At 64.4% G+C, this 11471-nt stretch carries 10 protein-coding genes; 7 read left to right on the forward strand and 3 right to left on the reverse strand.

The genetic code is table 11. The features are described 5' to 3' along the window. Window positions 1-71 precede the first annotated feature (71 nt). Complete coding sequence (locus tag B5G06_RS04825; RefSeq protein WP_087187953.1) at window positions 72-590, forward strand: amidase domain-containing protein; 519 nt, start codon at window positions 72-74, stop codon at window positions 588-590. A 205-nt stretch (window positions 591-795) separates the two neighbouring features. Here the strand turns inward: B5G06_RS04825 and B5G06_RS04830 are convergent, their stop codons facing one another. The 3 genes from B5G06_RS04830 to pap form a co-directional block, all read right to left on the reverse strand. Then, on the reverse strand, window positions 796-3129 hold the full coding sequence (locus B5G06_RS04830) for a M56 family metallopeptidase (protein ID WP_087187954.1): 2334 nt from the start codon (window positions 3127-3129) through the stop codon (window positions 796-798). Then, entirely contained in the window at window positions 3126-3503 is a 378-nt protein-coding gene (locus tag B5G06_RS04835; protein ID WP_087187955.1) for a BlaI/MecI/CopY family transcriptional regulator, read from the reverse strand. The genes B5G06_RS04830 and B5G06_RS04835 overlap by 4 nt, the downstream gene beginning before the upstream one ends. Before the next feature lie 114 nt (window positions 3504-3617). Beyond that, window positions 3618-5096 (reverse strand): polyphosphate:AMP phosphotransferase, encoded by a 1479-nt coding sequence (gene pap, locus B5G06_RS04840; protein ID WP_087187956.1) that lies wholly within the window; start codon window positions 5094-5096, stop codon window positions 3618-3620. Between the two features lie 151 nt (window positions 5097-5247). Here pap and purB point away from each other — a divergent pair, with 151 nt between their 5' ends. The 6 genes from purB to B5G06_RS04870 all read left to right on the forward strand — a co-directional run. Continuing rightward, window positions 5248-6687 (forward strand): adenylosuccinate lyase, encoded by a 1440-nt coding sequence (purB, locus tag B5G06_RS04845; protein WP_087187957.1) that lies wholly within the window; start codon window positions 5248-5250, stop codon window positions 6685-6687. Window positions 6688-6723: 36 nt separating this feature from the next. Further along, window positions 6724-7707, forward strand: coding sequence for an ATP-dependent 6-phosphofructokinase (locus B5G06_RS04850; RefSeq protein WP_087187958.1), 984 nt, complete (start codon window positions 6724-6726; stop codon window positions 7705-7707). A gap of 67 nt (window positions 7708-7774) precedes the next feature. Next, complete coding sequence (locus tag B5G06_RS04855) at window positions 7775-8185, forward strand: hypothetical protein (protein WP_087187959.1); 411 nt, start codon at window positions 7775-7777, stop codon at window positions 8183-8185. Continuing rightward, entirely contained in the window at window positions 8182-9084 is a 903-nt protein-coding gene (locus B5G06_RS04860) for a DNA/RNA non-specific endonuclease (RefSeq protein ID WP_087187960.1), read from the forward strand. Before B5G06_RS04855 ends, B5G06_RS04860 begins: the two co-directional genes overlap by 4 nt. Window positions 9085-9181: 97 nt before the next feature. Then, the gene (locus B5G06_RS04865; protein WP_087187961.1) at window positions 9182-10462 is read left to right on the forward strand and encodes a 2-hydroxyacyl-CoA dehydratase subunit D; all 1281 of its coding nucleotides are present in this window, start codon (window positions 9182-9184) and stop codon (window positions 10460-10462) included. Beyond that, window positions 10459-11471: 2-hydroxyacyl-CoA dehydratase family protein (locus tag B5G06_RS04870; protein ID WP_143382710.1), on the forward strand; the 1013-nt coding region annotated here is incomplete at its 3' end. The genes B5G06_RS04865 and B5G06_RS04870, both read left to right, overlap by 4 nt.

Consider the following 11471-nt stretch of genomic DNA (forward strand, 5'->3'; position numbering starts at 1 on the left):
GGGGAGACCCTCTCCTTTTTTTGCACCCTGACCCGCTGCCGCATAGAATAGCGGGAAGGGAGAGAACTGTTATGTGGGAGCCTGTTCCATACGACCGCCGTGCCGCCGTGCGCTACGCCCACCGCTGGGCCTTTGGCCGCAACCCGGCCTACTACGACTATGAGGAGGTGGGGGGCGACTGCACCAGCTTCGCCTCCCAGTGCCTGTATGCCGGCATCGGTGTAATGGACTATACCCCGGAATACGGATGGTATTACCTGGACGCCAACAACAAGGCCCCGGCCTGGACCGGAGTGGAGTTTCTCTACCGCTACCTGACCCAGACCCAGGCGCGCCCCGGCCCTTACGCCGTGGAGACCAGTCTGGACCTGCTGCTGCCGGGAGATATTGTCCAGTTCAGCCCCCAGGGGGAGGTATTCACCCATACCGCCGTGGTGGTCCAGGTGGGGGCACGGCCCACCCTGCGCAATACCCTGGTAGCCGCCCACTCCTACGACGTGGACCGGAAGCCCCTGGGGAATTACGCCTTCCGGGCCGTCCGGTACCTCCATGTGCTGGGGGGCTTGCGGGAGACCGGGGGAGTTTCGTAAAGACGGAAAGGGGTCTGTTGCAAAATGTGCAGCTCGTACAAAGACCCGTCATTCCGAGAAAAACGGCCGCCCACCGGGCGGCCGTTTTTCGTGGGAATCCGCCCCTTTTGCCGGGGAAACGGATTGCCACGCCAGTGTGCGCACTGGCTCGCAATGACAGGTTTGTGCAAAACAGCTATTTTGCAACAGGCCCTTTCTCGTTGGGTCAATCCCCCAGGATCAGGCCGGAGTCCTCCAGATAGAGCTGCCGGAAGAAGGAGACGGTACTGCCGCTTTCGTCCTGGCAGGTGCCCGCCAGCACCACGCAGCCCTCCAAAGGATCGGCGGCGGCGGTGTCCAGACTGCGGAAGGCGGGCCAGTGCTCCTTTAAAAAGTCCGCATAGGTGACGGTGTAGATGGTCCCGTCCTGGCGGAAGAAGAGCTGCTTGTCGGTGATCAGCTCACAGTCTCCGTCCCCGTTCAGGTCCAGGATGCGGACATTTCCCAGGAGGGTACTCTCTGCCCGCAGGAAACGGACCAGACCTTCCTCCTGGTTCCACCGGTACAGGTCGATGGTCCAGTTGACCTCCTTGGAGTCATTGCTCCAGCCCGCCAGCAGGCCCTGGTAGCCCAGCAGGGCGGGAAAGTCGTCCAGCCACCGGTTGCCGGACACAACCCCCAGGGGGAGACGGTCAAAGGAGGGCACCACGTCATCATTCTCCAGGGTGATCCGGGGGACGCAGGTGCCGTCCTCCAGGGTGTAGATGCCGAAGTAGAACTGGTCGTCGAAATTGGAGCCGAACCGGATGGACTCCCTCCAGGGCTCGGGTTGGGGGTCGCTGAGCTCCTCATACACTGTCAGCTCCTCCAGGGGAACGGCGACAGGCTCCCCGGTCCCGGCGGCAGGCTGGTCCACCGTGAGGGTGTCACCGCTGAAGGTGAGGGTGCGCAGGAAGGAGGTGGTGGTGCCGGTTTCATCCTCCATCGTGCCGGAAAGCAGGATGCAGCTGCCTCTGGCGGACAGTCTGGCCCCCTCCAGGGTGCGGAAGGCGGGCCAGCGCTGGGCCAGCAGGTCGGCGTAGTTCACGGCGTAGAGGGTATCCTCCCACTGGAGCAGGAGCTGCCGGTCGGTGATCAGCTCCTCCTTCCCGTCCCCGTTCAGGTCCTGGGTCAGCAGCTGACCGCCGGCGCTGCCGTAGGTCTCCGCCAGCAGAGACCGGTTTCCTTCCTCGTCCACGGCAAACAGGTCGTAGAACCATTCATCCTGCCGCTCCGACGGCACGCCGGGGTAGGAGGTGATGAAACCGTCGGTGCCCATCAGGTCCAGGTAGTAAAACAGCTGGTAGGTCTCCTGCAGCCCCTCCCCGCTGCCGGATTGTTTGCTATGCAGGAAGAGCATGGCGCCGGCGTTTTCGCTTCTGGGACCCTCCCGCATGGTCCAGGGTGGGGTTTCGCCGCCCTCACCATAGGAGTCCAGGTCGAAGTGCTGCTCGATGGTGGGATTTTGGGGTACGGCGGGGGCGGAGTAGGGGGACAGGTCGGAAAGGGACAGGGTGAAGATCCCATCCTCATATACAGCGGTCCGGGGTCCCGAGAAGGTACAGGCCGCCGCCAGACCCGCCAGCACCACCGCCGCCAGCACGGCGGCCAGGATGGGGCGCTTTTGGTGGGCGATGCGGGTGATGCGGTCCTTCAGCTGCCGCTTGCCGGAGGTCATGGTGGTGGCGGCCAGCAGGGGATTGGTGGGTCTGCTCCGCACCGGCACCAGGGCCAGCAGGGTGCGGCCATAGGCCAGCCGCCCGCTGTGGTCCAGCTCCGCCATGGCTCCCTCGTCGCAGGCCAGCTCACAGTCGGTGCGGGACAGGATCGCCGCCGCCCACACCAGGGGGTGGAACCAGTAGATGGTGAGGCACACACACCGCAGCAGGGCCCACAGGGGGTCCAGATGTTTGGCGTGGGTGCGCTCATGGAGGAGCACATAGTCCAGACGGTCCGACTGGACGGCGGCGGGAGTCAGGTAGATGGCGGGCCGCACCAGCCCCACCAGACAGGGGGAAGAGAGCCGGTCGCTGAGATACACCGGCAGGGGACAGCCCTCCACCGGGAAGGGGACCCGGCTCTTTTTCAGCCTCAGCCGGAACCGCAGGTTGGCAAGGAGGAAGAAGGCGGCCATAGCGACCATGCCCACCTTCCACACCACGTCCAGCACCTGGGCCAGGGAGAGGGTGGAGGCGGGGAGTGGGGTACTGGTCTCTGCGGTGTTGGGGATGTCCTGGATCACCTGGGTCTGGGTGTTGTCCGGAATCGGTTCGGCGGCCGGTTGGGTGGGGACCTCCACCGGCCGCTCCAATACGGCGGTGAGCTGCTGCCCGGCCTGCTGGCTCACATCCAGCACCGAAACAACAGGCAGGGCGGGCAGCTGCACCGGCACCAGCAGCCGCACCAGCACCAGCGCCCACAGGGCGTACTGTACCCGGCGGGGGATGGCGGTGCGGAAAAGAAACCGGAACAGGATCAGGGCTAAAATCAGCACCGACGCGGTGAGGACCACTTCTTTCATGACGACTCCTCCTTTGCCTGCTCCAGAATGGCGGAGAGCTGGTCAATGTCCTCCTGGGTCAGCGCCCGGCTGTCCACCAGGGTACTCATCATCAGTCCCAGGCTGCCGCCGTACACCTTGTCCAGGAAGTGGCGGGTGGCGGTCTCCTCCGCCTGCTGGCGGGGGAGCAGGGGGGTATACTCCTTGGCCCGGCCCTCCTCATGGTGGGTCACCGCCCCCTTGGCCTCCAGCCGGGAGAGCATGGTGATGATGGTGTGCTTGGACCAGCCGGTCTCCCCCTCCAGCGCGTGGGTCAGCTGGGTGATGGTGGCCGGACCGTCCTCCCACAGGCGGTCCATCAGCTTCCATTCGCCGTCGGACAGGTGGATCTTCATAGGGCATCCCTCCATTGGTGTACAGTTGTCTACCTCTTCTGATTGGAGCATAACACAATGGTAGACAGTTGTCAACCAAAAACGCATAAAAAAGAGCGGGGATAAACCCCGCCCTTATGAAGGCTGCTCCAGAGCCCGCTCCAGGGCCTCAATGACGATCTTCATGGCCTTGATGCGGGCGTATTTCTTGTCCACCGACTCCAGGATGTGCCAGGGGGCGAAGGCGGTGCTGGTGCGCTGGAGCATCTCGTTCACCGCCACCTCGTAGGCGTCCCACTTGTCCCGGTTGCGCCAGTCCTCCTCAGTGATCTTCCACTGCTTGGCCGGGTCGGCCTGCCGCTCATTGAACCGCTCCAGCTGGGTGTCCTTGTCGATCTGCACCCAAAACTTGATGACTACCATGCCGGAGTTCACCAGTTCCTGCTCGAACTCGTTGATCTCGTCAAAGGCCCGCTGCCAGTCGTCGGTGGTGCAGAAGCCCTCCAGCCGCTCCACCATCACCCGGCCGTACCAGCTGCGGTCAAAGATGGCGATGTGGCCCGTCTTGGGCAGCCGGGTCCAGAACCGCCACAGGTAGTGGCGGGCCAGCTCGTCCTTGGTGGGGGCGGCGATGGGGAGGACCTCATACCCACGGGGGTCCAGGGCGGAGGCCAGCCGCTTGATGTTGCCCCCCTTGCCGGCGGCGTCCCAGCCCTCATACACCACCACCACCGGCACCTTCTTCCGGTAGAGCTCGTTGTGGAGGGCGGCCAGCTTCTTGCGGCACTTTTTCAGCTGCTTGCGGTAGTCCTTCTCCTCCAACGCCTTGTCCAGGTCCACCTGGGCCAGGGGCAGGGTGGGGGCCAGAGGCCACTGATAGGAGGGGTGGACGGGGACGGGGCGGGCCTCCAGAGCGGCGCAGATCTGGTCGTGGAGCCAGTCCGCCGCCGCCAGGTTGGCCTGGACGGCCTGGGTGCTGTCGATGATCTTCCAGGGGGCCCAGGGCTTGTCGGTGGCGGCCAGGTAGCCGTCAAAGACCGCCAGGTGCTTCTGGTAGTTCCTGTTCTGCCGCCGGTCGGCCTCGGTACACCGCCAGGCGGTGTCCTTGTCGGCGGCCAGGCCGTCCAGCCGCTCCTTCTGGCTCTGGGCGTCGATGTGGAGGAAGAGCTTCACCAGCAGATAGCCCCCGGCGGCCAGCTGCCGCTCAAAGATGTTGATGCTCTCCAGCCGGGCCTGGTACTCGTCCTCCGACAGCTCCCCGTGCAAATAGGCCCGGACAGTCTCCTCCATCCAGCCGGTATCCAGAAAGAGCACCTTGCCCTGGGCGGGGATGGTCTCAAAGTGGCGCTTGAGGAAGGGCCAGCGCTGCTCGGTCTCGGTGGGGGAATTGACGCTGATCACCTTGAAGAACCGGGGGTCCAGCTCCCGGATCAAAGACTGAATGGTGCGGCCCTTGCCCGCGGCGCTCCAGCCCTCCAGCAGCACGATCACCGGCAGGCCCGCCTGCTGCAGCCGCTGCTGCAAGCCCGCCAGCTCCTCCCGCCGGACCTTCAGCAGGGCCTTGCACTCGGCCTGAGTCCGCCGCTCGGTGTGAAAGGGAAAGTCACTGAGCATGGCTTATGCCTCCTTTGTGTGGTTTCGTCCTCAGTTTACACCCGAATACCGCCGCTGACAAGCTTTACCGCCCCAGGAAGTTTTTCTTGTGGCGGCGGCGGTTTTATAGTATACTATGTAGAGTCGATTTTACGAAAAAGAGGTTTTTTGCATGGATCACGCCCGTTATGAAAGTCCCCTCTCTTCCCGCTACGCCAGCGACCAGATGCAGTATATTTTCTCCCCGGACAAGAAGTTCTCCACCTGGCGGCGGCTGTGGGTCGCCCTGGCCCGGGCCGAGATGGAGCTGGGCCTGCCGGTGACCGCGGAGCAGGTTGCCGAACTGGAGGCTCACCTCACCGACATTGACTACGACAAGGCCGCCCAGTACGAAAAGAAGCTGCGCCACGACGTGATGGCCCACGTCCACACCTACGGCGAGGCCTGCCCCAAGGCCATGCCCATCATCCACCTGGGCGCCACCAGCTGCTATGTGGGCGACAACACCGATGTGATCCTCATGCGGGAGGGCCTGTGCCTCATCCGGGACCAGCTGGTGCGGGTGCTGGACAAGCTGGCCAGGTTTGCCCGGCAGTACAAGGCCCTGCCCACCCTGGGCTTCACCCACTTCCAGCCCGCCCAGCTGGTCACCGTGGGCAAGCGGGCCACCCTGTGGATGAACGAGCTGCTGCTGGATCTGGCCGACGTGGAGTACCGCATTGCCAACCTGAAGCTGCTGGGCTGCAAGGGCACCACCGGCACCCAGGCCTCCTTCCTGGAGCTCTTCGACGGCGACCACGCCAAGTGCCGTGAGCTGGACCGCAAGATTGCCGCTGAGATGGGCTTTGAGGCCACCGCCGCCGTGTCCGGCCAGACCTACTCCCGGAAGGTGGACTATCAGGTGGTTTCCACCCTGTCCGGCATCGCCCAGTCCGCCAGCAAGTTCGCCACCGACCTGCGGCTGCTGTGCCACCTGAAGGAGGTGGAGGAGCCCTTTGAGAAGAACCAGATCGGTTCCTCCGCCATGCCCTACAAGCGCAACCCCATGCGCTGCGAGCGTATCTGCGCCCTGGCCCGGTACGTGATGGCCGACGCGGTCAACCCCGCCGTCACCGCTGCCAGCCAGTGGTTCGAGCGCACCCTGGACGACTCCGCCAACAAGCGCCTCAGCGTGCCCGAGGCCTTCCTGGCGGTGGACGCCATCCTCAACATCTGGGCCAACGTGGCCGACGGCCTGGTGGTCCATGAGAAAGTCATCGAGAAGCACGTGCTGGAGGAGCTGCCCTTCATGGCCAGCGAGAACATTATGATGGACGCCGTCAAGAAGGGCGGCAACCGGCAGGACCTCCACGAGCGTATCCGCGTCCTCAGCCAGCAGGCCGGCACCAACGTGAAGGACCTGGGCCTGTCCAACAACCTGATCGACCTCATTGCCGCCGACCCGGCCTTCTCCATGCTCAGCCGGGAGGAGCTCACCGCCCATCTGGAGCCCAGCCGCTACATCGGCCGCTGCCCGGAGCAGGTGGAGGAGTTCCTCAAGGAAGAGGTGGAACCGGTGCTGGAGCGCTATCCCCACGCCCTGGAGGGCAAGACCGCGGAATTGAAGGTATAAACAGGGACCAAACGGGAATTTAAGGAGGAAATTGTCATGGAAAAGGCAGTTCGGCGCATTGGCGTATTTACCAGCGGCGGCGACGCCCCCGGCATGAACGCAGCCATCCGTTCGGTGGTTCGTACCGCCGTCCATATGGGTATTGAGTGTATCGGCATCCGCCGTGGCTATCACGGCCTCATCAACGGCGACTTTGTTCCCCTGGACTTTGACAGCGTCAGCGGCCTGTCCCGCCGGGGCGGCACCATGCTCTACTCCGCCCGCAGCGAGGACTTCAAGTCCGAAGTGGGCCGGGAGCGGGCGGCCGCCACCTGCAAGCTGCTGGGTCTGGACGCCCTGGTGGGCATCGGCGGCGACGGTACCTTCCGGGGCCTGCTCACCCTGGCCGACAAGGGCCTGAGCGTCATCGGCATCCCCGGCACCATCGACAACGACATCGCCTGCTCTACTTACACTATCGGCTTTGACACCGCCTGCAACACCGCCCTGGAGTCCATCGACAAGCTGCGGGACACCATGCAGTCCCACGAGCGCTGCTCCGTGGTGGAGGTCATGGGCCGCCACGCCGGCCATGTGGCCCTCAACGTGGGCGTGGCCTGCGGCGCCACCGCCGTGGTGGTGCCCGAGCAGGTGGTCAACTACGAGGAGGACCTGATCGAGCCCATCCGCCGGGCCCGTCTGGCGGGCCGCACCCATTTCATGATCATCGTGGCCGAGGGCGTGAAGGGCGGCGCCTACGACATCGCCCAGCACATCCACGAGGCCACCTCTCTGGACACCCGCGTTACCATCCTGGGCCACGTCCAGCGGGGCGGCGCGCCCTCCCTCCGGGACCGGGTGGCGGCCACCTACATGGGCTACGAGGCCGTGCGGCTGCTGGCCGAGGGCAAGACCTGCCGGGTGGTGGCCATGGACGGCGAGTCCTATGTGGACTACGACATCCACGAGGCCCTGCAGATGAAGAAGGGTCTGGATCAGCAGACCTACACCGTCATGCGCGCCCTCACCGGCGTGCAGTAAGCCAACCCACAGAAACGGAGAGCGGAGCCCGGCTCCGCTCTCTGCCTTTTTGGAAGGAGGGACCGCCATGATCCTGGCACTGTGCGTGGACGACAAAAACGGCATGGCCTTCAACGGCCGCCGGCAGAGCATGGACCGGCTGCTGCGGGCCGATTTACTGACGGCGGCGGGGGAGGGCCCCCTGTGGGTGAGCCCCTACACCGCCAAACAGTTCGATCCCGCCCCAGCCAACCTGCGCCCGGCGGAGGACTTTCTGCTCCGGGCGGGCCCAGGCGAGGTCTGCTTTGCCGAGTTTCCCCCTCTGGCCCAGGTGCTGGACAGGGTGGAGGGGATTCTCCTTTACAGATGGAACCGGACCTATCCCGCCGACCAGTATCTGGATTTTGACCCGGCGGCGGCAGGGTTCCGGCTGGTCTCCGCCGCCGACTTTTCCGGCTCCTCCCACAAAACCCTGACCAAGGAGGTCTACACCAAATGAAACGAATTTCTGCCGCTCTGCTGGCGCTGACTCTGCTGTGTGCCTTGACCCTCAGTGGCTGTAAAGGAAATGAACCTGTCCCCAGTTCCACCCCTGCCGCTTCTTACGACCTGACCAGCCTGCCCGATTACAGCGGCGATCCCTATGTGGCGGTCAATGACAATGTTCCTTACTTTACAGAGGACGACTACACCACCAACTCCTTTGAGTCCTACAGCGACCTGGACGACCTGGGGCGCTGCGGGGTGGCCTACGCCTGCGTGGGGTCCGATCTCATGCCCACCGAGGACCGGGAGAGCATCAGCTCGGTGAAGCCCAGCGGCTGGATCAACGTGGAGTATGACGGGCAGTACCTCTATAACCGCTGCCACCTGATCGGTTTCCAGCTCACCGGCGAGAACGCCAACGAGAAGAACCTCATCACCGGCACCCGGTACATGAACGTGGACGGGATGCTGCCCTTTGAGAACCTGGTGGCCGACTATGTGAAGGAGACAAACAACCATGTGCTCTACCGGGTGACCCCTGTCTTTGAGGGGGACAACCTGGTGGCCTCCGGGGTGCTGATGGAGGCCTACAGCGTGGAGGACAGCGGGGAAGGGGTCACCTTCTGCGTGTACGCCTACAACGTGCAGCCCGGCATTACCATCGACTACGCCACCGGCGCCAGCGCCGCCGGCGGTGAGGAGGTACCCCAGCCCTCCATTCCCGCTCAGACCACCAGCGGCTCGGAGGAGGAGCAGGGCACCTATGTGCTCAACACCAACTCCATGAAGTTCCATTTCCCCGACTGCTCCGGGGTGGCCTCCATGAGCGATTCCAACCGCCAGGACTACACCGGCTCCCGGCAGGATCTCATCGATCAGGGGTATGCTCCCTGCGGCATCTGCAAACCCTAAGGGGAAACGGGCGGGGGTAAACCCCGCCCCTACCTCTTTTAGGGGCGACCTTTACGGTCGCCCGCCCTCATTTATTTCTTCCCAAGCGAGGTTTTCCATGAAAGACATCGTCACATCCTTCGGGGCCTGGATTCAGACCCTGTGCGACAAAAACCCGGAAAAGGCCCGGAAATGGCTCACCACCGGCTACCGGGCCAAAAACCTGCAATTAAAGCTGGCCCCCGGCAAGCTGACCACCAAATCCGCCCAGATGGTGGCGGTCCAGACCATGAACTCCATGATCGCGCCCCTGGCCCACCCGTACAAGGCGGCCATGGTCAGCCTGTTTCTGCCCTGTGAGCCCCTCCAGGTGCTGGGGCTGTCCCCATACTCCTGCGAGGGCTTCGGCTGTTTCCTCTCCGGCACCCAGGCGGAGGGGGCCTTCCTCCGCTACGCCGAGAGCGAGGGCCTGCCCGAGACCTTCTGCTCCTACCATAAAATCTTCATCGGGGCGGCGGAGAAGGGCCTGATGCCCAAGCCCCGGTTCATCCTGTCCACCACCCTGGCCTGCGACGCCAATATGCTTACCTTCCGGCGGCTGGCGGAGTACTTTGACGTGCCCCACTTCATGGTGGACGTGCCCTACCGCACCGACCAGAGCGCCGTGAACTATGTAGCCGGCCAGCTGCGGGACATGGTTGCCTTTCTGGAGCAGCAGACCGGCCAGAAGCTGAGCCAGTCCGCGCTGGAGGAGACGGTGGAGCGCAGCAACCGGAGCCTTGCCAACTACCACCGCTATATGACCCTGAAGGCGGACAAGTGCATCCCCTGCGAGATGACAGGGGAGATGTTCGCCGCCTTCGCCCTCCACATTCTGCTGGGTACCCCGGAGACCGAGGCCTTCACCCTCCAGTGTTTGAAGGATGTGGAGCAGGCGGGACCGGCGGAGGGGGTGCGGCTGCTGTGGCACCACACCACCCCCTTCTGGGTGGCCCCCCTGCGGCAGGTCACCGACTTCAACCGGGACGTGCAGATCGTGGGGTGCGATATGTGCTTTGAGGGCATCCAGCCCACCTTTTCATCCGACCCCTATGAGGCCATGGCCCAGCGGGTGGTGTACTCCGCCTTCAACGGCCCGGTGTCCCGGCGCATTGAGAAGGGGGTGGAGGCCGCCCGCCAGCTCAAGGCCGACGGAGCAGTGTGGTTCTGCCACTGGGGCTGCAAGCACACCCTGGGGGGCGCCCAGCTGGCCAAGGAGACCTTCGAGGGGGCCGGCATCCCCACCCTGGTACTGGACGGCGACGGCTGCGACCGCAGCCACGGCGGCGAGGGCCAGCTGGCCACCCGCATGGAGGCCTTTGTGGAGCTGCTCAAGCAGGGAAAGGGGGGACAGGCATGACCCACTATATCTGTAAATACACCCCGGTGGAGCTTTTGCGCGCCCTGGGGGGCGAGTGCGTGGTGCTGGACCAGATGCCAGACTCCTTCCCCCTCAGCGACCAGCTGGGCCACCCCAACCTGTGCGGCTTCGGCAAGGCGGTGCTGGAGGCCTGCCTGTCCGGGCAGGTGAAGGAGCTGGTGCTGGTCAACTGCTGCGACGTGATCCGCAGCGTGTACGACATCCTGCTCCAGCACGGCAAGCTGGACTTTCTCTACCTGATGGACCTGCTCCACTGCGGGGGCGACTGCGCCAAAACCCGGATGAAGGGGGAGCTGCTGGCTCTGGCGGAGGCCTACGGGGCCTACAAGGGCACCAAGTTTGACGAAAAAGCCTTCCGGGCGGCCTTCACGCCTCTGGACCGGCCCACGGATCCCTACCTCAGCGTACTGGGGGGCAGGGTAGGGGGCAAGCTCTTTGAGGCCATGGAGGAGGCGCTCCCCCTGCCGGTACGCAACGACACCTGCGTTCACAACCGCAGCGTGGCCCCGCCGCCGGAGGGCGGGGACTTTGACGCCCTGATGGGCTGGTACGCCGGGGCCCTGCTGGAGCAGATCCCCTGTATGCGCATGACCGACGCCGCCGGGCGGCGGCAGCTGGTGAACGATCCCCATCTCAAGGGTGTGGTGTACCACACGGTGAAATTCTGCGACTACTACGGTTTTGAATACTCCGGCCTGCGCCATGAGCTCACCGTGCCCATGCTCAAGCTGGAGTCGGACTATACGGCGGGGAGCAGCGGACAGCTCTCCACCCGGCTGGAGGCCTTTGCCGAGACCATGGTCCCGGCACAAACCACGGCGAAAAAAGGAGGCAACGCCATGAGCGGCGGACGGTATTATGTGGGCATCGACAGCGGGTCCACCAGCACGGATGTGGCCATTCTGGACCGCAACCGCCAGCTGGTGGCGGGGGTGATCCCGCCACCAGCTGGCGGTTGCGGTCCAGAATGGCCACATCCGTGCTGGTG

Origin of the sequence: Flavonifractor sp. An52 (assembly GCF_002159385.1) — a bacterium.
Classification (GTDB): domain Bacteria; phylum Bacillota; class Clostridia; order Oscillospirales; family Oscillospiraceae; genus Flavonifractor; species Flavonifractor avicola.

Coding starts and splice junctions, on each gene's coding strand:
- B5G06_RS04825 (WP_087187953.1), top strand. CDS start 72: ATGTGGGAGCCTGTTCCATACGACCGCCGTGCCGCCGTGCGCTACGCC.
- B5G06_RS04830 (WP_087187954.1), bottom strand. CDS start 3,129: ATGAAAGAAGTGGTCCTCACCGCGTCGGTGCTGATTTTAGCCCTGATC.
- B5G06_RS04835 (WP_087187955.1), bottom strand. CDS start 3,503: ATGAAGATCCACCTGTCCGACGGCGAATGGAAGCTGATGGACCGCCTG.
- pap (WP_087187956.1), bottom strand. CDS start 5,096: ATGCTCAGTGACTTTCCCTTTCACACCGAGCGGCGGACTCAGGCCGAG.
- purB (WP_087187957.1), top strand. CDS start 5,248: ATGGATCACGCCCGTTATGAAAGTCCCCTCTCTTCCCGCTACGCCAGC.
- B5G06_RS04850 (WP_087187958.1), top strand. CDS start 6,724: ATGGAAAAGGCAGTTCGGCGCATTGGCGTATTTACCAGCGGCGGCGAC.
- B5G06_RS04855 (WP_087187959.1), top strand. CDS start 7,775: ATGATCCTGGCACTGTGCGTGGACGACAAAAACGGCATGGCCTTCAAC.
- B5G06_RS04860 (WP_087187960.1), top strand. CDS start 8,182: ATGAAACGAATTTCTGCCGCTCTGCTGGCGCTGACTCTGCTGTGTGCC.
- B5G06_RS04865 (WP_087187961.1), top strand. CDS start 9,182: ATGAAAGACATCGTCACATCCTTCGGGGCCTGGATTCAGACCCTGTGC.